Source organism: Marinimicrobium agarilyticum DSM 16975, from assembly GCF_000423345.1.
In the GTDB taxonomy this organism is placed as follows: domain Bacteria; phylum Pseudomonadota; class Gammaproteobacteria; order Pseudomonadales; family Cellvibrionaceae; genus Marinimicrobium; species Marinimicrobium agarilyticum.
In genome coordinates this window covers 1-21,631 of record NZ_AUHU01000010.1, presented here as the reverse complement: position 1 = coordinate 21,631, position 21,631 = coordinate 1, and the positions used below count along the sequence as shown (strand labels likewise).

Sequence of the window (21,631 nt, the reverse complement as noted above, 5' to 3'; positions counted from 1 at the left end):
GGAGGCGCTGAAGCTGGCGCCCAGGCACCGATAGAGGCACCTAAAACCCTTTGAACCGATTCGCAGAGCGAGACTGAAATGCCAAAACGTACCGACATCAACAGCATTCTGATTCTGGGCGCGGGCCCCATCGTGATCGGCCAGGCCTGTGAGTTTGACTACTCCGGCGCCCAGGCCTGCAAGGCCCTGCGCGAAGAGGGCTACCGGGTGATTCTGGTGAACTCCAACCCGGCCACCATCATGACCGATCCGGCCATGGCCGATGCCACCTACATCGAGCCGATCGAGTGGCAGACGGTGGAGAAAATCATCGAGAAGGAAAATCCGGATGTGGTCCTGCCCACCATGGGCGGTCAAACCGCGCTGAACTGTGCCCTGGACCTGGCCAAACACGGCGTGTTGGAAAAGTATGGCGTCGAGTTGATTGGTGCCAATGAAGCCGCCATCAACATGGCCGAGGACCGCGACCTGTTTGACCAGGCCATGAAACGCATCGGTCTGGAATGTGCCAAAGCCAAAATCGTGCACTCCATGGAAGAAGCCCTGGAAGTGCCCAAGGAATTCGGTTTCCCCTGCATTATCCGCCCCTCTTTCACCATGGGCGGCTCCGGCGGCGGCATTGCCTATAACTGGGAAGAGTTTGAGGAAATCTGCCAGCGCGGTATCGACCTCTCACCCGTCAACGAGCTGTTGATCGACGAATCCCTGCTGGGATGGAAAGAGTACGAGATGGAGGTTGTTCGGGATAAGAACGACAACTGCATCATTGTCTGCGCGATCGAGAACTTTGATCCCATGGGCGTGCACACCGGTGACTCCATTACCGTGGCCCCGTCCCAGACCCTGACCGACAAGGAATACCAGATCATGCGCAACGCCTCCCTGGCGGTGCTGCGTGAAATCGGCGTGGAAACCGGCGGGTCCAACGTCCAGTTTGCCGTGAACCCGGAAGATGGCCGCATGGTGGTCATTGAAATGAACCCGCGCGTGTCCCGCTCCTCTGCGCTGGCCTCCAAGGCCACCGGCTTCCCGATCGCCAAGGTCGCGGCCAAGCTGGCGGTGGGTTACACCCTGGATGAGCTGCAGAACGACATTACCGGTGGGGCAACCCCCGCGTCGTTCGAGCCGACCATCGATTATGTGGTCACCAAAATCCCGCGCTTCACCTTCGAAAAATTTGGCGACGCTGACGCCCGTCTGACCACCCAGATGAAATCCGTGGGTGAAGTCATGGCCATCGGTCGCACGTTTCAGGAGTCCCTGCAGAAAGCCATGCGCGGACTGGAGGTGGGCTCTGCCGGCTTTGAATCCCGGGTGGACCTGCAGGACAGTGATACCCCCTCTCGCCTGCGGCGCGAGCTGAGCACCCCGGGCGCCGAGCGCCTCTGGTACCTGGGAGACGCTTTCCGCACCGGAATGAGCGTGGAAGAGGCGTACGAGCTGTCCAAAATTGACCCCTGGTTCCTGGTTCAGGTCAAAGACCTCATTGACTCGGAGCGAGCGCTCGAGGGTAAGGCCGTGCAGGATCTGGACAACGACCTGTTGTTCCGGCTGAAGCGCAAAGGTTTCTCCGACAAGCGTCTGTCCAAGCTGCTTAACACCAGTGAGCAGGCGGTACGCCGCCATCGTCACGAGCTGAACATCCGCCCGGCCTACAAGCGTGTGGATACCTGCGCAGCCGAGTTCTCCACCTCCACTGCCTACATGTATTCCACCTACGAGAAAGAGTGCGAGGCCAACCCGAGCGACAAGCAGAAGATCCTGGTAATCGGCGGGGGCCCCAACCGTATCGGTCAGGGCATTGAGTTCGACTATTGCTGCGTGCACGCGGCCTTCGCCATGCGCGATGAGGGCTACGAGACCATCATGGTCAACTGTAACCCCGAGACGGTCTCCACCGATTACGACACCTCCGACCGCCTGTTCTTCGAACCGGTCACGCTTGAGGATGTGCTGGAGATCGTTCACAAAGAAAAGCCCAAGGGCGTGATTGTCCAGTTCGGCGGTCAGACCCCGCTGAAACTCGCCCGCGCGCTGGAAGCCGAAGGCGTTCCCATTATTGGCACCACGCCCGACGCCATTGACCGGGCGGAAGATCGCGAGCGCTTCCAGGGCATGATTCAGAAGCTCGACCTGAAGCAGCCGCCCAATGCCATTGTCCGCTCCTTCGAGGAGGCGTTGATCGCCGCCAAGGAAGTGGGCTACCCGCTGGTGGTTCGCCCCTCCTATGTGCTGGGTGGCCGGGCGATGGAAATCGTGTATAAAGAAGATGAGCTGCGCGGGTACATGACCACCGCGGTGGAAGTGTCGGAAGACGCGCCGGTACTGCTCGACCACTTCCTGAGTTCGGCCATTGAAGTCGACGTGGACGCGGTGTGTGACGGCAAAGACGTCGTGATTGGCGGCATCATGCAGCATATTGAGCAATGTGGGGTGCACTCCGGTGACTCCGCCTGCTCCCTGCCGCCCTATTCGCTGCCCCATGCGGTGCAGGATGAAATGCGCGAGCAGATCAAAGCCATGGCGCTGGAGCTGGGTGTGATCGGCCTGATGAACACCCAGTTGGCCTACCAGGATGGTGTGATCTATGTGATTGAAGTGAACCCGCGCGCCTCGCGTACCGTGCCGTTTGTCTCCAAGTGCATCGGTGTCTCCCTGGCCAAGGTGGCCGCGCGCTGCCAGGCTGGTATCAGCCTGAAAGATCAGGGTTTCACCAAAGAAATCGTGCCGGATTACTACAGCGTGAAAGAAGCGGTGTTCCCCTTCAACAAATTCCCGGCGGTGGATCCGATCCTCGGGCCGGAAATGAAATCCACCGGCGAGGTGATGGGCGTGGGCGACACCTTTGGTGAAGCCTTCGCCAAATCCCAGCTCGGGGCGGGCAGTAAGCTGCCCACCAGTGGCACCGCCTTTATCAGCGTGCGCGATGTCGACAAGCCCGGCGTCGTGGTGGTGGGTAAGGAGCTGAACAGCCTTGGCTTTAAGCTGGTTGCGACCCGTGGTACCGCCGCTGTCCTCAAAGAGGCAGGGCTGGATGTTGAGATTGTGAACAAGGTCGTGGAGGGGCGCCCTCATATCGTGGACATGATCAAGAACGACCAGATCAACCTGATCGTCAACACCACCGAAGGGCGGCAAGCCACACGCGATTCCGCTTCCATTCGTCGCAGTGCTGAAAATCACCGGGTCTACTACACGACGACCCTGGCTGCCGGTGAGGCGGTCTGTATGGCGCTGCGTTTTGGTCAATTTACAGAAGTGCGGCGCCTGCAGGAGCTGCACGGGAGGATTGGTGCATGATCAAGGTACCGATGACAGTGGAAGGCGCGGAAGCTCTGCGCCACGAGTTGGATGATCTGAAAAAGGTTCAGCGCCCACGCATTATTCAGGCCATTGCCGAAGCGCGCGAGCACGGGGACCTGAAAGAGAACGCCGAATACCATGCGGCGCGCGAGCAGCAGAGTTTCTGCGAAGGCCGCATTCAGGAAATCGAGGGCAAGCTGAGCAATGCCCAGGTTATCGATGTGAAGGCCATTCAGCCCTCGGGCAAAGTGATCTTCGGCACCACGGTGACCATCGTCAACACGGAAACCGAACAGGAAGTGCGCTACAAGATCGTGGGGGACGATGAGTCCGACGTGAAGAACAACAAAATCTCCATCAACTCACCCATCGCCCGCGCCCTGATCGGCAAGGAAGAAGGGGACGTCGCCATGGTGAAAACCCCGGGCGGCGAAGTCGAATACGAAATCGACAAAGTGGAGCACATTTAAGAAGTGCGAAAGCGTCGCGTAGGCGTAGGGTAGGTAAGCGCGCGGAGCGCGCGCCACCTACCATCCCGGCCCAATGAACCCGTTCCGCTCTACCGCAACAAATTCGACAACTTCGGATTGGGCTTCGGATTCGCCCGATACAGCAGCGCGACCTTGCCCACCTGCTGCACCAGCTCCACCCCGGGCAGGGCCGCCAGTTCATCGAGCAGGGTTTTGCGGTCGTCGCGCTCGGCCACCGCGATCTTGACCTTGATCAACTCGTGGTCATCCAGGGCGCGGTTAAGCTCGGCGCGTACCCCGTCGCTCAAGCCATTGTCGCCCAGAGTGACAATGGGTTTGAGGTTGTGTCCCAGGGCTCGGAACTGTTTCTTGCGGTCGGCGCTCAGCGGCATGACAATACCTTCAAATCGTTCGGGTGGAAAAAGCCCGTCATTGTAACCCATCTCCGCCGGAACCATCATGGCCAGATCGAAAAGCAGCAACCGCTGGTTGGACGAGCACTTCAAAGACCCCTACGTCAAGCAATCCCAGAAGGACGGCTACCGCTCCCGTGCCAGCTACAAGCTGGTGGAGCTGGACAAAAAAGACAAGCTCTTCAAGCCGGGAATGACCGTGGTGGACCTGGGTTCGGCGCCCGGCGGCTGGTCCCAGGTGGCGGCGGAACGGGTCGGGGACCATGGCAAAGTACTGGCCTCGGACATACTCCCCATGGATGCCGTTGCCGGAGTGACGTTCATCCAGGGTGATTTTACCGAAGAAGCCGTGCTGGAGCAGCTTCTGGCTGGGTTGGGGGAGAGCAAAGCCGACCTTGTAATCTCCGATATGGCCCCCAACATGAGTGGTATGAACGCTGTGGACCAGCCTGCCGCCATGTATCTGGTGGAGCTGGCCCTGGATATGGCCCGCCAGGTGTTGAAACCTGGGGGGCATTTTGTTGCCAAAGTCTTCCATGGCGAGGGGTTTGACCCCCTCCTGCAGGATACACGCAACGCCTTTGCCAAGGTGGCAGTGCGCAAGCCCGATGCCTCTCGCGCCCGTTCCCGGGAAGTTTACTTGGTCGCGCGGGGCTATAAAGGCTGATCTATTGCCTGATAGGGTGCGTTTATTGGTATGCGGGCGCCTTTGGGCACTATACTGTCACCGACTTGCTGTAAAAAAACGAGGGTACCTCCTTGAACGACATGACCAAGAATCTCATCCTCTGGCTGATTATCGCCGCCGTCCTCTTTACGGTGTTCCAGGGGTTCAATCAGCCGACCACGAGCGAGTCCCTCAGCTACTCGGATTTCGTTCAGGCCGTGCAGAATGACCGTGTGCGTGAGGTTACGCTTCAGGGGTTGACTGCCCGGGGTACCTACTCGGACGGCACTGATTTCAAGACCACCCTGCCGCAGATTGGTGACCAGCAGTTGATGAACGATCTGCTGAACAACAATGTGACGGTCTTCAACAAGGAGCCAGAGCGCCCAAGCCTCTGGCATCAGCTGTTGGTGGCGAGCTTCCCGATCCTGATCATTATTGCGGTCTTCCTGTTTTTCATGCGCCAGATGCAAGGTGGCATGGGGGGTAAGAGCGGCCCGATGAGCTTCGGCAAGAGTAAAGCCAAGCTCCTGGGGGAAGACCAGGTCAAAACCACCTTTTCCGATGTGGCCGGCGTGGACGAAGCCAAGGAAGAGGTACAGGAACTGGTGGAGTACCTGAAAGACCCGACCAAATTCCAGCGTCTCGGCGGCCAGATTCCGCGCGGCGTGCTGATGGCGGGCCCTCCGGGTACCGGTAAAACCCTGCTCGCCAAGGCGATCGCAGGTGAGGCCAAGGTCCCCTTCTTCTCGATTTCCGGCTCCGACTTCGTGGAAATGTTCGTCGGCGTGGGCGCCTCGCGCGTGCGCGACATGTTCGATCAGGCGAAAAAGCAGGCGCCCTGCATCATCTTCATCGATGAAATCGACGCAGTGGGTCGCCATCGTGGCGGTGGCCACGGCGGTGGTCACGACGAACGTGAACAGACGCTCAACCAGTTGCTGGTGGAAATGGATGGTTTCGAGGGCAACGAAGGCGTCATTGTCATCGCCGCCACCAACCGCCCGGACGTGTTGGATAAGGCATTGCTGCGCCCCGGCCGCTTTGACCGTCAGGTCGTGGTCGGACTGCCCGACATTCGCGGGCGCGAACAGATCCTGAAAGTTCATATGCGCAAGGTGCCGATCGATGAGAGCGTTGAAGCCAACGTGATCGCTCGCGGCACGCCCGGTTTCTCCGGGGCAGACCTGTCCAATCTGGTCAATGAAGCTGCGCTGTTCGCCGCCCGCGGCAACAAGCGTCTGGTCAGCATGGAGGAGTTCGAAAAAGCCCGTGACAAAATCATGATGGGCGCCGAGCGCCGTTCCATGGTCATGAGCGAGCAGGAAAAGAGAAACACCGCTTACCACGAGGCTGGCCACGCCATTGTGGGCAAGATCGTGCCCGAGCACGATCCCATCCACAAAGTGACCATCATCCCCCGGGGGCGGGCATTGGGTGTCACCCAGTTTCTGCCCGAAGGCGACAAGTACAGCATGAGCCGACGTTCGATCGAATCCAGCATCTGCACGCTGTTCGGCGGTCGTATCGCGGAGGATATGACCCTCGGTGCGGAAGGGATTACGACCGGTGCCTCCAACGACATCGAGCGGGCCACCGAGCTGGCGCGCAACATGGTCACCAAGTGGGGGCTGTCCGAACGACTGGGGCCGTTGCACTACGGTGAAGACGAAGGCGTGATGCCCGGCACCGGTTCGGTCAATTACTCGGGCGAAACCTCGAAGATGATTGACCAGGAAGTGCGCCGCATCATTGACGAATGTTACAAGCGGGCCGAGCAGATCCTGCGCGAAAATCGCGATATTCTGGAAGCCATGAAAGACGCGCTGATGGAGTACGAGACCATCGACTCCGAGCAGGTGGATGACTTGATGAACCGCCGCAAAGTGCGCCCCCCGCGCGACTGGCATGACGATGACTTCAATAGCCATCTTCAAGGCAAAGGCGGCGAGAGCGGTGGCGGCAAATCCGCCGACGGCAAGTCATCTGATAAAGGCGCCGACGACAAAAAGTCCGGTCCGATCGGTGGCCCTGCCGAAGATCACTAAGTCGTCTGTTATAATCCCCGGTCAACGTGTCCTTGATGAGTCATTGAGGGCGCTGGCCGGGGATTTGTTTTTGCGCCCCTTACTGCCAGCCAATAGTTTGGAACCATAGTTTTGCCGACACCTCAGCCCATGCGTTTTGGCCGCCATACACTGGACCTGTCTCAGCCCCGGATCATGGGCATTCTGAATACCACGCCCGACTCGTTTTCCGACGGCGGCAGCTACTACCGTGACGGTCGCTTGGCCTTGGACCTGGCGCTGGAGCGGGCCCGAATAATGCTGGCCGAGGGTGCTGATATCATTGATGTCGGCGGCGAGTCGACCCGTCCGGGTTCAACACCGGTGAGCGAGGCGGAAGAGCTCGATCGAGTCGTCCCGGTGGTTGAGGCCCTGGTGAACGAGCTTGGCGCGCTGGTGTCCGTGGATACCAGCAGTCCCGCGGTCATTCGCGAAACCGCCCGGGCCGGTGCCGGTTTGATCAATGACGTTAGGGCGCTCCAGCGAGAGGGCGCCCTGGAGGCCGTGGCCGCTACGGGGTTGCCGGCCTGCCTGATGCATATGCAGGGCACACCGGAAACCATGCAGGCCCACCCGCGCTATGAGGATCCGGTGGACGATGTGAAGTCCTTCCTCGCCGCGCGGGTTGACGCGTGCCTGGCCGCAGGCATCACCGCGGACCGTATCCTGCTGGACCCGGGGTTCGGGTTCGGCAAAACATTGGATCACAACCTGTCGCTCTTGCGCCGGTTGGAGGAGTTCGGGGCCATGGGCTTTCCGGTCCTTGTGGGGTTGTCCCGAAAGTCCATGCTGGGCAAATTGTTGGGGCGGGACGTTGATGAGCGCCTTCCCGGCAGCCTGGCGTTGGCGCTGGCCGCGGTTCATCGCGGCGCGTCGGTCATTCGGGTTCACGATGTCGCAGCTACGCGCGATGTCCTGAGCGTTCAGGCGGCCCTGGCGGGTGTGTAAGATTAACAAGCAAAAATTCTAGGGGAGCAAGGATCCTTATGGCGCGACAATATTTCGGAACCGACGGTATCCGCGGTGAAGTGGGCGAACCGCCCATCACCCCCGACTTCATGCTGAAGCTGGGTTGGGCCGCCGGTCGGGTACTGGTGGACCGCTTCTCCGGCCCCAACATGATCCTGATTGGCAAAGATACCCGGATTTCCGGCTACATGTTCGAGTCGGCCCTGCAGGCCGGGCTGATCAATGCCGGTGTCGATGTGGGCCTTCTGGGCCCCATGCCCACTCCCGGCATCGCCTACCTGACCCGAACCTTCCAGGCCCAGGCCGGCATCGTGATCAGTGCCTCTCACAACGCCTACGGCGATAACGGCATCAAGTTCTTCAGTGGTAATGGCACCAAGCTGCCGGACGATGTGGAGCTCGCCATCGAAGAGCAGCTCCAGCAGCCCATGACCACCGCCGAACGCCTGGGCAAGGCCCGTCGGATTGAAGATGCCTCCGGCCGGTACATCGAATTCTGTAAAGGCACCATGCCCTGGGGCTTCAGTCTCCAGGGGCTTCAGGTGGTGGTGGATTGCGCCAACGGCGCGACCTACCACATCGCTCCCAGCGTGTTCAGCGAACTCGGCGCCAAGGTGATTCCGGTCGCGACCGACCCCAATGGCACCAATATCAATCGCGGTTGTGGCTCCACCAAGACCGACATGGTGAAAGAGAAAGTGATGGAACTGGGCGCGGACCTGGGCATCGCTTTTGACGGCGACGGCGATCGGGTCATGTTCGTGGACCATCGCGGAGAGATTGTGGACGGTGACGAGTTGCTCTACATCATTGCCGATTACCAGCAGCGCTACAGCGGTGGCTGCGATGGTGTGGCCGGCACCCTGATGAGCAACTTCGGCATGGAGCTGGCGCTGAAGGAAATCGGTGTTCCCTTTGGTCGCGCCAAAGTCGGCGACCGCTACGTGATTGAAATGATGCGCGAAAAGGGCTGGACCCTCGGCGGGGAATCCTCAGGCCATATTGTCTGCAGCAACGTCACCACCACCGGAGACGGCATTATTTCTGCCCTGCAAGTATTGTTAGCGCTCACTACCATGGGCGACTCACTGCATAACATCAAAAAAGGCATGCACAAAATGCCGCAAACCATGATCAATGTGCGCCGGTCCCGCCAGATCGACCTCGACCAGGACGCCGCCATCCAGGCGGCGATTGCCGACGTCGAGGCGCAGCTGGCGGGCAGCGGTCGGGTGCTGTTGCGCCCGTCCGGCACGGAGCCCGTGGTTCGGGTAATGGTAGAGGGAGAGGACAAAGCCAAGGTCAAGGAACTGTGCCAGGAACTGGCCGCCACAGTGGAAAAAGCACTCAACTAGAAGCGCTACACTGAAAACAAGAAAGCAAGGGCACAGCGTGCCCAGAGAGATCGAGAAACCAAAATCAACCAACTGAGAGAAAAGCGGGGCCCGGGGGCGATTTGGGATTGTATGTTCCCCCCAACTTCGCTAACATTGGCGCCCGCTTTAAGGGGGACCCCTTGAACGAGAGAACAATACGCCGCCGCTTGGTCGTCGGCAACTGGAAAATGAACGGTAACCTGGCCGATAATGCCGCGTTGCTGAAAGGCATCACCACCCAGTGGCCTGTCGCTGGTGAAGGTAAGGGCAATGTGGATACCGCCGTGTGTCCTCCGTTTGTCTACCTCAGCCAAGCGGCTCAAGCGCTGAAAGACAGCGTGGTTGAGCTGGGAGCCCAAACCGTCAACGAACACGACGCGGGCGCCTTCACCGGAGAGGTTTCTGGGGAGATGCTGGTGGATGTAGGCTGCCGTTATGTGATCGTCGGTCACAATGAACGGCGCCGGATGCAGGTGGAAACCGACGCCCAGGTGGCGGATAAGTTTCACGCCGCGCTTCAGGTCGGGCTGACACCCATCCTTTGTGTGGGAGAGTCCGAGCAAGAGCGGGACGCCGGCCAGGCACTGGAAACCATCGGCCGCCAGTTGAGGGTCGTGGTGGAGCGAGTCGGCCTTGAGGCCTTCGAGCACGCCGTGGTGGCCTATGAGCCAGTATGGGCCGTAGGAACCGGAAAAGTGGCCAGCCCGGAGCAGGCGGAAGAAGTGCATCGCTTCATTCGCGCCGAACTGGGCAAGTTGGGGCCACAAACGCAGATACTGTACGGAGGCAGCGTCAAGCCGGGTAATGCCGAACAACTGTTCGCACTGCCGGATATTGACGGAGCCTTACTCGGCGGCGCTTCATTAAACGCCGACGACTTTGTCGCCATTTGCAAAGCCGCCGCTTGATGCGGTGGCTTTGAAACGCTCCCGGAGCGTTATTGCTTAGAGAGAAGAGAAATACCATGGAAAACCTCGTTCTCGCGGTACACGTATTGGCAGCCCTGGCCATCATCGCTCTGATTCTGCTTCAGCAGGGCAAGGGCGCGGTCGCCGGTGCTTCCTTCGGTGCAGGCGCCTCGCAAACCGTATTCGGTAGCCAGGGCGGCGGCAGCTTCTTCACCCGCATGACGGCGATCTTCGCCGTCGTGTTCTTCGCCACCAGCTTTGGCTTGGCCATCATCGCCAAAAACAAAGCCGGTGTCGCAGGCGACGCCGACATCCCGTCAGCGGTAGAGCAGGGTGCCCCCGCCGCGGAAGAATCAGAAGTTCCTCAGGTAGAGGGCAGCTCAACCGCCCCGGCGGACGAAGTGCCCGAAGTACCGGAATCTTCAAACTAAGCAAGTTAAACAAGTAGTTAGATTGACCCCTTATTATGCCCAAGTGGTGGAATTGGTAGACACGCTATCTTGAGGGGGTAGTGGCGCAAGCCGTGCCGGTTCAAGTCCGGCCTTGGGCACCATTTCAACATCCGATACCGTCCGGTATCGTCCTAAAAGCCCCGCCATGCGGGGCTTTTTTGTGTCTTTTCAGTCCGTTAGCGTCCGGTAAAATCCATTGCCATCCGACCCCTCTGGCGGTATCGTTGGCGGTATCAGGGTTCAATTTTGAGTGATACCGCCATGCCTGCCCAAATGCTCACAGACGCCAAGGTCAAAAACGCCAAACCCAAGGCGGACCGTAAGGCCTACAAGCTCACCGACGGAAACGGCCTCTACCTGCTGGTACAGGCTAACGGCACCAAATGCTGGCGGTACAACTATCGGTTTGCCAGCAAGCGTAAAACGCTGGCCATGGGTACTTACCCGTTGGTTGGGCTCAAGGACGCCAGAGGCGCGCTGGATGAGGCCCGGCGTCAACTGCTTGATGGTCGTGACCCTGCTCAGGAAAAACGCCGCAAGCGCGCCGAGGCGGTCGTGACGGACACCAACCGGTTTTCAAACCTGGCTCGCGACTGGTGGGAGCAACAAAAAGGTACCTGGACCGAAGACCACGCGGATCGGATCTGGGGACGAATGGAAAACGACGTTGTGCCCCATATCGGCCATCTGCTCATCTCCGAAATTCGGCCACAAGACATTATCGAGGTCATACGGAAGATTGAGGGCCGGGGCTCCCTGGATGTCGCGTCCCGTGTCCAGCAAGATATCCGGCGAGTATGCCGCTACGCCACCCATATGGGCCTGCTGACCAACAACCCGGCGGGTGACCTTGGGGGTGTACTTAAATCCCGGAAACGGTCACACAGGCCCGCATTGGGACGAGAAGAGCTGCCGGGCTTCCTGCAGGAGCTGGAAACCTACGAACTGCGTGGCCGGCTGCTCACCAAGCTTGCCATCAAGCTGCTGGTCCTCACGTTCGTGCGCTCTGGTGAGCTGCGAGGCGCCCGGTGGGACGAGTTCGACCTAAAGGGCGCCGTCTGGCACATTCCAGCCGAGCGCATGAAAATGGGTACCCCTCACATTGTCCCGCTGTCTCGGCAGGCAATAGGCGTCATAGAAGCCATACGCCCAATAACCGGTAAATATTCGCTGCTGTTCCCCTCAGAGCGGCGCCGTACCGAATGCATGAGCGACAACACGATGAGGCGGGCCATCTTCAAAATGGGCTATGACGGTAAAACGCCAGGCAAGAGCAAGGCGGTGCCTCATGGTTTCCGGGCCACGGCATCTTCAATCCTCAACGAGGAGGGCTTCAAGCCCGACGCCATTGAACGCCAGCTCTCCCACCAGGAGCGGAACGGTGTGCGCGCCGCCTACACACACCAAGCTGAGTATCTGGAGGAGAGGGCCACGATGATGCAGTGGTGGGCCGATTATCTTGATGGAGTAAGAGGGGTTTAGGTGTTCGCGTTCTATCGCGAAGCGATCTGTGATTCATCGCTCCTTAGATGCTGTGCGGTGGGTGCTTGGAGGAGTAGTAACGCTCTTTGAACTCACCGTCGACCAGTAGCTGGATCAATTGGTTCCGGTGTATCCCCAGCTCCTCTGACAGCCGGTGAATCTTCTCGTTTGTGTCCTGGTTGAGGCTAAAATTGTATTGCTTTTTGCCCTCCTTTTTTTGCTTTTCCTGGTATTTATGCTGGCTCCAACCTCTCTTTATTTTCTCCAAAAAGTATGCCTTTTCCTTGGTTGTGTAGTTGGAGCAGTCGAAGGCCGACAGCACGCATGTAAAGACGTCGTTGTCGCTGGTTGGTGCTTTGCGTCCCCAAGCCATTTTCTGCCGATTTAGCCAGGTCCATGCAAACCACGCTTTTTCTGCTTTGCTCTCTTGGCACCAAATCTCCCAGCTTTTGTCGGTCAAGAGAGTGGACCACTCACCTCGGAGCTGTGCCATTGTGGCTTTCTTGAGTTGGAGGCCGGTCTCAGCGGTATCGATTGCTGCGATGAGGCGGTCCTTGAGTGGGAGCTGTGCTGGCAAGTGAAAACCACTGTAGCTACTTTCCTTCGATAGTCGCCACTCCAGCCACGTTAGCAGCCTCGAATCATCTTGAATCCAATCGAGCTCTCCGCTCGGAACAATGTGAGAACGCATCTCACCCATCAGCTCAGCTTTCGCTGCGTGCGGGTTGGGTAAGGTCAATAGTTGCGACCCAATGTGCTCCCGTCGGCTAAACAAGGTTCCAAACCTTTCCTCTTGCATTGGCATCTGCCGCTTTAGCAAAGCTACCCAGAGCCAAGTTGACTCCCGATGGTTAATGGGCCCAATGAAGCGTTCTTCCTCTGGAGCGTCATCTCTAGTGATTCCCATTTTTATGCCTTTAAGTTATATCTATAGGTGACTAATTAGGTTCATTCAACAATCATCTTAGCATTATTGAATGTAGCATATAGCGGTAATATGACAGATCTATACAAGATTAAATAATAAATGATTCGTTCTATAAGCCGCAATTTTACTAGGGTGTGCCTATGATTTTACTAAGAATAATTGGGAATGAATAAAGGTCCCTCGATTTGGTGCGTAATTCCGTACTGATGAGGCACATCTCATGAACGGATTTACAGGAGTCCACCATGAGATTTTTACGCCTCAAAGAAGTCATTGAGCTGACCGGTCTGAGCCGGTCCACTATCTATAAATACATCGAAGACGGGCTATTCCCTCGGTCAGTCTCTTTAGGAGGACGGGCCGTTGCCTGGGTAGACCAGGAGGTCCACGACTGGGTGCTAGCCCGGATTGAGGAGCGGGACCAGAACAAGCCGGCATTCGCCGACCGAGCAGTTGCCTGAGCCGGCGGCCCTGGGCAAGTCGTTGAAATGTGATCAGAAACCAATGTGGGTTGGTTGAGCACGTGTCATAGGGTGGGGCTGAGCCCCACCCTATGACGCTAGATGCGTCCATCGCAGAGAAAGGCTGTGTGACGGTCTTCACATCCGTGAATTTGGCAGATTATGGCTCGTTGCAACCTTGGACTTCTTCGGACAAACTTTCCGGCTCTGGAGACCACAAAAGGGACCTGTGTATGCCGTTACCCCACGAGCACGTTGTTGACCACGCCATCAGCAACTTCGCCAACAAAGAACAGCCCAGTCTGCTGGACTGGAACCACCTGAAAACCCTCTCTCAAGTCCAGCGGGGATTGGCGGAATATGAGGCCAAGGGCCGGGGAATGACCTTCGAGCAGCTCATGAACGAGAGCCACGACTGCAAGCGCCTAGCTCGCCATATGGCGGCCAACGGAGATCCCAGGCCCAGCCAGAAGTGTGACTGTCACGCCATCATCGCCGGTAAGGACCCCAGATCAGTGCCGATGCGAGCGGTTATGGCCTGGGTGAAGATGAGAATCGATTTCCCGCTGAACGGCGCCTGGCTCCCCCACAATACGGCGGCGAAGCCCCATATGCCTAGACACCTAAATCAAGCCATCCCCCACAGCCGCATCCACCGGAACGGTTACTACCGTTGGCTGGGCACAATCATTGACCATGTGCGGATCAAGGACGACCGCTCTCTGGCCGAGGCGCTACGCATGATCCGCTTCAAGCTCCAGACCTCCAGCTTTCCCAGTTACGTGATGCTTCCAGCGAGCCAACTCAAATGATCTACCGAATTCTGCACGATGAGTCATACCTGATGCATGTCATTCCCCCTGTGGAGTCTATGGCCAAGCTGGGAGAGGAGCATGGCACCTTTGCCTTTAACGCTGAGCCCAAGCCTTACCAGGAGGTCTGGAAACCGCTGGAGATTGAGTTTCGCCCCTGTGAGGGCTCCAAGGCGACTGAAGTGCCGGACGTGTCGGAAAACTTCGGGCGGCTATTCCTGTCCGAAAGAGCGTTTTCGGTCCTGGGCGAGCTGCTGGAACAGAACGGGGAGTGTCTGCCGGTGACGTTCGGTGGCCGCAAAGGGTACATTTTCAACCCCACTGCCACGGCGGAGCAGCACGATGCAGCTATTCAGTCTGTGATCGCCTATGATGAGCACGGGAACCTTGCTCATTTCGCTTTCGACGAGGAAAGGCTGGCCAGCGTCTCGGTGTTCAAGACCAATCTGGACCTCTATAAGGGGGTCTTTTGCGGAGAGCGATTAAGGGACCTCAGCATCGCGGAAGGCTTGACAGGCGTGACTTTTAGTCCCGATGTGTCCAACCCCGTCGGGGAGTCGTTCGGGTCGGTTCAGTAATCAGATTGCACCCCCACTTATCGGTGGCTTTTCCAAAAACTCTTCAAAATGGTCCTTAGTCCGCAATTGCCAGTGTTTTACTGGAATCCAATATCTGGGATTCAGTCTCCGCCTAGTGTCCGACCGGAAGGGAGTGTAGGGAAATAATAATATACGCCCACCAGTGCAGGTAGAATCATGCACGATAGTAAGCATGAATAGGGGGTAGCAGCGGAGTAATGGGCTGCCCCAACAGCAGCCCTAATTGACGTCGATGATGGGAGAGAGCAGAGCAGGGAGAAAACACAGTAAAAGCTGACAACACCTCCTCACGGTATGTAACTAACACACATACCCACCGGAGGTAAGCATGAGCAACACGCCAACAGACGACCAGAACACCAAGCAAGGTCACCTGAACCTATTTCACGAACACTACTACCGAGGCTTGCCAGTGCAGGTAAGCCGTGGTCCCCTCATTGAAGAATACTTGGAACGGCTCTATCAGGTTGTTCAAGAAGCGCTGATGGACAATAGCCGTATATTCGCCGTTAGGGTCGACTTAAGGTTTCCGGCGGCGTACTGGCCGCTTGAGGGAGAGGCGCTGGGCAACAGCTATATCCGGCGTTTTTGGGATGTACTCAAATACAAACTCTCTCGATACGAGGATAGGGAGCATCGCATGCACCCGGCCAACCTCCGCTATGCCTGGGCACGTGAATACAAAGCAGGAGAGGCCAAGCCCCACTTTCACCTACTGATTCTGTTAAACGGTCATGCCTTCAATAGATTGGGTAGTTTCAACTACGGGGGAGATAACCTGTACAACCTCATTACCGAGTCCTGGGCGAATGCCTTGATGCTGCCGGAGCTGGAAGGGAAAGGCTTGGCTTACTTTCCGCATCACGGTCAGTACCTTTTGCGCCGAGGGGTGGAGTGGGAGCTACAAGAGTTGTTTCTGAGAGGGAGCTACTTGACCAAAGCAGCAACCAAGCGCTTTGACGATCGCTTACACTCATTCCGGACCAGCCAGGTGTCCATCAGAAGAAGCTTTTGGTAATTAAGGATGGGCGCCTCACTGGCGCCCTTATGCCCGAGAGTAGTAAATCTGTACGGGCAACCCTGTAGATATGTAGACGTATTTACAGGAGCCCATCATGAACACTGATTATCAAACCGTAGCGACCGGAACCGTCACCCCGCTGAATAACGTATTCGTCGAGAACGTTAGCGGCGCTGAACATAAGGCTTGCCGGGAAAAGAGAGAGAAATGGCTAAAAAAAATAGGTGATTCATTCATTACGGTGGATATCATCACCGAATTCCCGGACTACGAGAGCCTGGGAGAGGGCTCTTGGCGACATCAGATAGTAGAGCGTATCTATCACGCAGTAATTGCCAGAACGAACAGCCGTTTGCGGCGCATAGATCCAAAACGGTATGTTGTTCCGGAAAAGTCGGTACGGGCTTATTTGTCATGGGAGCGGCTACATGACAACAAATCGGGAAGGCCGATTTACAGCCAGCGCTGGTACATCCAAAAAGAGGTGGTAGCGCTACTCGGCTATCCAGGCCGCCTCGGAGAGGAGTGCTTTGAGGATATCATTCTAGCGACCTGGAATGCCGGGACGGATGAGGCAGAGGCATGGGTGTCCCATCAATGATTCGGCGTGAAGCGGCGATGAGAGCTTAGCTAATCCGAGGAGTCCGTTCCTCGGGAAATGTTTGACTTTAAGTCCCCGCCCCTAGTTCTTCTGGACCCGATATAGGAGAGAGCCGTCTTCATCACGGTAGGCCATAATGGACAGGCTTTCTCTCTCTTTCCCCCCAGTTTCGTGGTGGTGCTTAACGAGCTCAGCCAAACACAGAGAACGGTTGGTCTCTTCGTCTTTCTCGTGTGTGACAATACTCTCTAGGTAGTAGGTGTAGTCGCTGTCATACTTCTGGCCACGCTCTTCACTGAACCATTTGGTGACATTATCAATGGACTGCTGCTTGTAACTAGCTAAAAAATCTTCTTTGAGATCGCTGTCAGTGCACGAAGGAGCACCACTGTTAGAACAGGCCGACACAAGAAAAGCCATTGAGGCGATAACGGTGAGTTTTAGTTTCATGGGATTTCTCCGCTTTGTTTGATTACTAGTCCTAGGGTTTAATTGCAGTGGTTATTCTGGGGCTCCTTAAGCGATAGGGTCTGTTGAGGCTAAGGGTTGGCTAGTTGGGAGTACTTGAAAGATCAAATCAATCCCCGCTCCGCAAAACTCACCACCTCATCACTCCCAATTACCATATGGTCAATGACCCGAACACCCACCAACTGAAGGGCTTCTTTCAGCCGGTCTGTCAGTCGCCGGTCGGCGGTACTGGGCTCGGGATTACCGCTGGGGTGGTTGTGAACCAGCAGCACCGCTGCAGCGTTGTGGCTCAGCGCCGTCTTCACCACCTCGCGGGGATGAACGGACGCGCCGTCGATGGTGCCGTAGAACAGCTTGGTAATATCCAGCACGCCATGGCGGTTGTCGAGCAACACCATGCCAAATACTTCACGGTCTTCCTTGCCGAACGCTACCCGCAGGTAGCTGCGGGCAAGGTCGGGGCTGACCAGGTAGTTGCTGCGCAAAAAGCGCTCGTGAAGGATGACCTCGGCCCAGTCCAGTACCAGAGCTTCGGACAGGCAGTGTTCGGTATCGGCTTTGTGAGCCGGTGCGTAGAAGGGCAGGGCCTCAGGGGCATTACAGTCAGTCATGAGAATGTCCTCATACAGGGCGGCCCCCGGCAGCGATGCAACGCTGTCGGTTTCAGTAAGGGCCGGTTCAAAGGGGGAAAGGGGTTATTGCGCAGAAGCACGTTGTTCAAGCTTGTCCGCTAGGGTGAGTGGTCGAGGCTTATTAGGAGTGGGTGCTTTCGGTGTCTCTGGATAGAACTCCTCCAGAATGACCGGGGTCTCTTCGTCGTCTTCTTCGAACTCCGAGTTGAGCAACGCCGTGCGGGCCGCCTGATCCAGGGCATCCTGGTCATAGCCGGACGCCGCGCGCGCCTGATGGGTTTGCCTGGCCTGCTCAATGGCCTGCTCCAGCGTCAGCCCCTCCCGAATGCCCAGGTCCACGTAGTAGATGGGTGCGCGGTGGCTTTGGGTGGTGCTTTTGCCGCGTAGGCGCAGTTCCAGAGGCATGCAGGCGAGCAGTCCGCCGGAGACGGCGTCGAAGTACATCAGCCGGGCCATCAGGGTGCGGATGCTGTTGAAGCCCGTGGTACGGAAGATGAAGGTACCCAGTGGGTCGTAATCGCCCACCGTTACGTTGAGCCGCCCATAGGGCTTGCACTTGCCGTTGGCGCCAAAGGCGCAGTGTGTCGGGCCCGGGCAGGGCAGTTGCTCTATGCTCTCGTCGTGGCGACGGCGACACTGCTGGCCGTCACCGGCACACACGGGGCGACCGTTGGTGCGATCGAACAGGGTGTACTCCGCCCGGAAGTTCAGCTCCGGATCGTTGAAGGACAGGGTGACGGGAATCACCCGCAGCTTGCCGCTTTCGGTCTGGTCCCGCAGCTCGGCATCGAGTGGATGTAGCACCCAACCGTCCGGGCGCTGCACTTGGGTGGTTAAGGTGAATTGGTCGTCTTTCTCCGGCAGGCGCATGTCGTTTTTCTCGGTCACGCGCCCAATACTGATCCGGCCAATCACCGGCGGGGTAATCGCTAGGCCTTTAATCATGGTGTGGTCCTCATAGGCGTGCGGGCAGGCCAGAGCTGGCTCGCCCGGTTGTGCGTGAATAAATGGAACAAGAAGGGAAAGGAGTCAGGAGCGAATCAAAAACCGTCGACTGCCGGGGCGGGTGATCCGGTATTCGCGCATCAGCTCGGGCAGGTCCCGCTGAACGGCATCAATATCCAATACCTGGCTATCCTTGCTGCGCTTCCAGGAAATCGACCCTTTGGCAAAGGTCGCCCGGCTTGCCTCGCCCATGACCTGTTGCAGCGTTTGCTTTAACAGCGACTCCTGCTTCTCCAGGGTCTTGAGCTTGTGGCGTGCGGTGACCAGTTGGTCGAACACGTTGCACAGGTGCGGGTCGTCGGTAAGATCCACCGTCTCGTTATCGTCGTGTGGGTAGAGGTAGCGCAAGGCGGCACCGGCCGACTCGGAACCATCCGCCGGGGGCGGCGTGTCGGTTTCCACGTACTCCCAGAAACGACGCTCCAGCTCGATCAACCGTTCGATCAGAGCCTCGTCCCGCTCAATGCGGTGAATCTGGATCTCCTGGCCGCAGAGCAGCACACGAACATCGGCGGCCGCTTTACCGGTGACCGCCAATTGATGCTGTACCTGGCACTCCACATACTCCGGCACACCGTCTCGCCACAACCGCGCACCAAACTCTCCAGCGGTTTTGCACTCGAGGATCTGAACATCGGAGGCGCCTACGACGGAGTAATCCAGGTTGGCCAGCATCCAGGCTTTGTCTTTGTCCGGGTGCTGCAATACCGAGTTCACCCGGCGCACCTTGTGGCCGGTGCGCTTGGTGTAGTGCGTGGCCACAATCGGCTCCAGGATGTGGCCCCAGTACATGGGGGTGCTGTCATCCTCCGGGTCGATGCTCGGCAGTTGATCCTCCCGGCCGGTCTTGATCATCCACAGCTCCAATTGGGACTGGTAGGGGTTCAGGCCCACGGCCGCAGCGGCATCGCTCGCGCCAATGCCGGTCTGGCGTACCTTGAGCCACTGCTCCCGGCTCATGGCTTTGGTGGATACCAGGCGCAGCGCGGGCCGTGCTTTGGGGGTGTTCAATCTTGGGGCTTTCATAAGCAAGTCTCCTAAACGCAAAAAGCCCCTGCCACGATCGCGCGGCAGGGGCTTTATGGTCTTGAGTGAGTGAAGGGGTAATAGAGAACGGTCAGGCCACCATCAACAGCGCCTCGTCCAGCGCCTTGTTCTTCAACGCTGCGCCCTGGCCGAACCACGCCGAATCCAACCGATTGTCTTGGCTGCGCGCCCGGCGCTCGTGGTCCACAAACTGCGTTACGGCATTGAGCAGTCCATAGGCGGTGCCTTGCGAGGAGGCGAGGTCCGCGCCCAGCCCCTGGCCGTCGTACAGGGCCTGCACTCGCGCCATGTTGCGCTCCGCGCCCTTGCTGATGGAGGCCTTCTCCGGGTCGGCCATTACCCGCAGCAAATAGTTGCGGGCCTCGCTGTCTTTGACGGGGCGGTTACTCAGACTCTTGAGCCGGTACATGAAATCGTCCCAGGCCGAGACGGTAATGCCGAGCGAGCGCTTCACGGCCTCAGCGTCGAACACCGAGCGGTGGGGCACTTTCACGGCACCGGCGCCGCTACCCAGCGCGACTGCCAGGGTGTTGTTGCACACCACCCGCACACTGGTGAACTGAGCAGTTGTGGCCATGGTGCCGTCACAAGCCGTGGCCAGCAGCACATAGCCGTTGGTGGTGTCCTTGCCTTTTAGGGTGGTGGATTGGCCGGTGCGCGCCAGGGCCCAGAGTTTGCGCCCGCCCTTGAGCACGCCCGCCGTCTCCAGCGCAAAGCCGGAGCGCTCGGTCAGGTCCCGGTAGAACTCCAGGATCTCCCGGGGCTGCACCACCTTGTACCGGCTGCCCACCACCGACAGCGGATCGTGGGTGTCCGAGCGGTAGAGCACCTTGTGATCGGAGAAGGGCTTGATCTCCCCCAGGTACTCCCGCTGCCCGGCGATAAAACGCACCGGGGATTCCTGGACCTCCCAGTCCATCCCGGCCTGGACGACCCAGTCATCAATGGGTAGACCGGTGTCCAGCTCACGGCCCAGGCCGTGCCAAGGGGCTTGGCCTACATAGGCCATAGAGTCGATTAAATGTGCCATAGTGTTCTCCAAGGGCATAAAGGGCCCAGGCGCCGAAGCGACCTGAGCAAAAAGTGATCAAGAGGAGGGGTGAGGCGAAAAACGGTGTTCACAGGCCAGACAGCGATAGCCTTGCAGGACGTCCTCATCCAGCTTCTCGCCGAGCCTGACGCCCACCACGCAGCCGGAGAGGCCGCCGACAATGGCGCCCAGGACGGCGCCGGATGCCGCGCCGGTAGGACCGGCAATAGCGCCGACGGTGTAGCCCAAGCGGGCGCCCTTGGAGGCGCTTACAGCTCCGCTGATCGCGCCAGCGGTGGTGCCAACAGTGCCACCGACCTTGCGGCCGTAGTGGGTTTGAATAATGCGGTGAGAATCACATCGAGGGCATGCGGTGTGCATAGCCGTATCTCCTATATCAACCAGGGTTTACCGGCGTGCTGGGGCCGGGGTCATGGGGGTGATATAGGTTTGAAAAATGCTGGTGTGTACCGATCAGTATTAGCAATGTGCTGATAACCCTATGAAAAGCCCTTGCCAGATTTTTATAACTATGGTTTTGTCGCCCCCAAATCCCAATCCATTACCTTGAGTGGGTTTCGGTGCCGCGTTATAGTGCCGTGTTACCCACAATTGGTGGACACCTTCTATAGTTAGATAAACCACTATTGAGGTGTTCAAAATGGCACGTAAAAAGAGACAAGCCTACACAGAAGAGTTTCGCCGGGAAGCGGTTAATCGCTCCCAGAAAGAAGGCTGCACGACGGCCTCGGTCGCCAGAGAATTGGGAATAAGCCCACAGCAGATATATAACTGGAGACGTCAGTTTAACCGATTATCTGATAAACAGTTCAACTCGGTTGATGGGATCGATTATTCGAAGAAGGAAAGCGCTGAGCTTAGAAAGCTCCGCCGGGAGAAGGCCGAGCTGGAAAAGGA

23 protein-coding genes and 1 tRNA gene are annotated in these 21,631 nt (G+C 58.0%); 16 read left to right on the top strand and 8 right to left on the bottom strand.

The genetic code is table 11. The features are described from left to right. Nucleotides 1–78 precede the first annotated feature (78 nt). The gene (carB, locus tag G547_RS0111455) at nucleotides 79–3,300 is read left to right on the top strand and encodes a carbamoyl-phosphate synthase large subunit (RefSeq protein WP_027329975.1); all 3,222 of its coding nucleotides are present in this window, start codon (nucleotides 79–81) and stop codon (nucleotides 3,298–3,300) included. Next, the gene (gene greA / locus G547_RS0111450; protein ID WP_027329974.1) at nucleotides 3,297–3,773 is read left to right on the top strand and encodes a transcription elongation factor GreA; all 477 of its coding nucleotides are present in this window, start codon (nucleotides 3,297–3,299) and stop codon (nucleotides 3,771–3,773) included. The genes carB and greA overlap by 4 nt, the downstream gene beginning before the upstream one ends. Before the next feature lie 89 nt (nucleotides 3,774–3,862). Here the strand turns inward: greA and G547_RS0111445 are convergent, their stop codons facing one another. Further along, nucleotides 3,863–4,165 carry a YhbY family RNA-binding protein gene (locus G547_RS0111445; RefSeq protein ID WP_027329973.1) on the bottom strand — a complete coding sequence of 101 codons (303 nt, stop codon included), beginning with the start codon at nucleotides 4,163–4,165 and terminating at the stop codon, nucleotides 3,863–3,865. A 67-nt stretch (nucleotides 4,166–4,232) separates the two neighbouring features. On the opposite strand from G547_RS0111445, the gene rlmE reads away from it, so the two are divergent. The 8 genes from rlmE to G547_RS0111405 all read left to right on the top strand — a co-directional run bounded on the left by rlmE (nucleotide 4,233) and on the right by G547_RS0111405 (nucleotide 12,106). Beyond that, on the top strand, nucleotides 4,233–4,853 hold the full coding sequence (gene rlmE / locus G547_RS0111440; RefSeq protein ID WP_027329972.1) for a 23S rRNA (uridine(2552)-2'-O)-methyltransferase RlmE: 621 nt from the start codon (nucleotides 4,233–4,235) through the stop codon (nucleotides 4,851–4,853). 101 nt (nucleotides 4,854–4,954) lie between these two features. Then, nucleotides 4,955–6,901, top strand: coding sequence for an ATP-dependent zinc metalloprotease FtsH (gene ftsH / locus G547_RS0111435; protein ID WP_281167771.1), 1,947 nt, complete (start codon nucleotides 4,955–4,957; stop codon nucleotides 6,899–6,901). A 129-nt stretch (nucleotides 6,902–7,030) separates the two neighbouring features. Next, nucleotides 7,031–7,867 (top strand): dihydropteroate synthase, encoded by an 837-nt coding sequence (gene folP, locus G547_RS0111430; RefSeq protein ID WP_051235309.1) that lies wholly within the window; start codon nucleotides 7,031–7,033, stop codon nucleotides 7,865–7,867. A 38-nt stretch (nucleotides 7,868–7,905) separates the two neighbouring features. Next, nucleotides 7,906–9,243 (top strand): phosphoglucosamine mutase, encoded by a 1,338-nt coding sequence (glmM, locus tag G547_RS0111425; protein ID WP_027329969.1) that lies wholly within the window; start codon nucleotides 7,906–7,908, stop codon nucleotides 9,241–9,243. A gap of 176 nt (nucleotides 9,244–9,419) precedes the next feature. Next, nucleotides 9,420–10,172, top strand: a complete 753-nt coding sequence (gene tpiA / locus G547_RS0111420; RefSeq protein WP_027329968.1) for a triose-phosphate isomerase — start codon at nucleotides 9,420–9,422, stop codon at nucleotides 10,170–10,172. A gap of 56 nt (nucleotides 10,173–10,228) precedes the next feature. Then, a complete protein-coding gene (gene secG, locus G547_RS21150; RefSeq protein ID WP_036188258.1) occupies nucleotides 10,229–10,603 on the top strand; it encodes a preprotein translocase subunit SecG in 375 nt (124 codons plus the stop codon). A 37-nt stretch (nucleotides 10,604–10,640) separates the two neighbouring features. Further along, nucleotides 10,641–10,725 (top strand) — tRNA-Leu (locus tag G547_RS0111410). Between the two features lie 145 nt (nucleotides 10,726–10,870). Continuing rightward, nucleotides 10,871–12,106, top strand: coding sequence for a tyrosine-type recombinase/integrase (locus tag G547_RS0111405; RefSeq protein ID WP_245573470.1), 1,236 nt, complete (start codon nucleotides 10,871–10,873; stop codon nucleotides 12,104–12,106). A 43-nt stretch (nucleotides 12,107–12,149) separates the two neighbouring features. Here the strand turns inward: G547_RS0111405 and G547_RS0111400 are convergent, their stop codons facing one another. Beyond that, complete coding sequence (locus G547_RS0111400) at nucleotides 12,150–12,845, bottom strand: hypothetical protein (protein ID WP_157209849.1); 696 nt, start codon at nucleotides 12,843–12,845, stop codon at nucleotides 12,150–12,152. A gap of 434 nt (nucleotides 12,846–13,279) precedes the next feature. Here G547_RS0111400 and G547_RS0111395 point away from each other — a divergent pair, with 434 nt between their 5' ends. The 5 genes from G547_RS0111395 (at nucleotide 13,280) to G547_RS0111375 (ending at nucleotide 16,528) form a co-directional block, all read left to right on the top strand. Next, complete coding sequence (locus tag G547_RS0111395) at nucleotides 13,280–13,495, top strand: helix-turn-helix transcriptional regulator (RefSeq protein WP_027329965.1); 216 nt, start codon at nucleotides 13,280–13,282, stop codon at nucleotides 13,493–13,495. A gap of 233 nt (nucleotides 13,496–13,728) precedes the next feature. Beyond that, nucleotides 13,729–14,307 carry an AHH domain-containing protein gene (locus G547_RS0111390; RefSeq protein ID WP_027329964.1) on the top strand — a complete coding sequence of 193 codons (579 nt, stop codon included), beginning with the start codon at nucleotides 13,729–13,731 and terminating at the stop codon, nucleotides 14,305–14,307. Further along, nucleotides 14,304–14,885, top strand: a complete 582-nt coding sequence (locus tag G547_RS0111385) for a hypothetical protein (RefSeq protein ID WP_027329963.1) — start codon at nucleotides 14,304–14,306, stop codon at nucleotides 14,883–14,885. The genes G547_RS0111390 and G547_RS0111385 overlap by 4 nt, the downstream gene beginning before the upstream one ends. A 349-nt stretch (nucleotides 14,886–15,234) precedes the next feature. Beyond that, the gene (locus tag G547_RS0111380; protein WP_027329962.1) at nucleotides 15,235–15,924 is read left to right on the top strand and encodes an inovirus Gp2 family protein; all 690 of its coding nucleotides are present in this window, start codon (nucleotides 15,235–15,237) and stop codon (nucleotides 15,922–15,924) included. A gap of 97 nt (nucleotides 15,925–16,021) precedes the next feature. Beyond that, nucleotides 16,022–16,528, top strand: a complete 507-nt coding sequence (locus G547_RS0111375) for a hypothetical protein (protein WP_027329961.1) — start codon at nucleotides 16,022–16,024, stop codon at nucleotides 16,526–16,528. Between the two features lie 81 nt (nucleotides 16,529–16,609). Here G547_RS0111375 and G547_RS0111370 read toward each other — a convergent pair whose 3' ends face one another. The 6 genes from G547_RS0111370 to G547_RS0111345 all read right to left on the bottom strand — a co-directional run bounded on the left by G547_RS0111370 (nucleotide 16,610) and on the right by G547_RS0111345 (nucleotide 21,094). Further along, nucleotides 16,610–16,978 (bottom strand): hypothetical protein, encoded by a 369-nt coding sequence (locus G547_RS0111370; RefSeq protein ID WP_027329960.1) that lies wholly within the window; start codon nucleotides 16,976–16,978, stop codon nucleotides 16,610–16,612. Nucleotides 16,979–17,100: 122 nt separating this feature from the next. Then, a complete protein-coding gene (gene radC / locus G547_RS0111365; protein ID WP_084645937.1) occupies nucleotides 17,101–17,610 on the bottom strand; it encodes a RadC family protein in 510 nt (169 codons plus the stop codon). Nucleotides 17,611–17,694: 84 nt separating this feature from the next. After that, nucleotides 17,695–18,576, bottom strand: a complete 882-nt coding sequence (locus G547_RS0111360; RefSeq protein WP_027329958.1) for a recombination directionality factor — start codon at nucleotides 18,574–18,576, stop codon at nucleotides 17,695–17,697. An 84-nt stretch (nucleotides 18,577–18,660) separates the two neighbouring features. After that, nucleotides 18,661–19,662, bottom strand: a complete 1,002-nt coding sequence (locus G547_RS0111355; RefSeq protein WP_027329957.1) for a YqaJ viral recombinase family nuclease — start codon at nucleotides 19,660–19,662, stop codon at nucleotides 18,661–18,663. Nucleotides 19,663–19,753: 91 nt separating this feature from the next. Next, on the bottom strand, nucleotides 19,754–20,713 hold the full coding sequence (locus G547_RS0111350) for a DUF932 domain-containing protein (protein WP_027329956.1): 960 nt from the start codon (nucleotides 20,711–20,713) through the stop codon (nucleotides 19,754–19,756). Nucleotides 20,714–20,770: 57 nt separating this feature from the next. Further along, nucleotides 20,771–21,094: a hypothetical protein gene (locus tag G547_RS0111345; RefSeq protein WP_027329955.1), complete on the bottom strand. Its 324-nt coding sequence runs from the start codon at nucleotides 21,092–21,094 to the stop codon at nucleotides 20,771–20,773. A 280-nt stretch (nucleotides 21,095–21,374) separates the two neighbouring features. On the opposite strand from G547_RS0111345, the gene G547_RS0111340 reads away from it, so the two are divergent. Then, a partial coding sequence (locus G547_RS0111340; RefSeq protein WP_027330052.1) for a transposase occupies nucleotides 21,375–21,631 on the top strand: 257 nt, incomplete at its 3' end.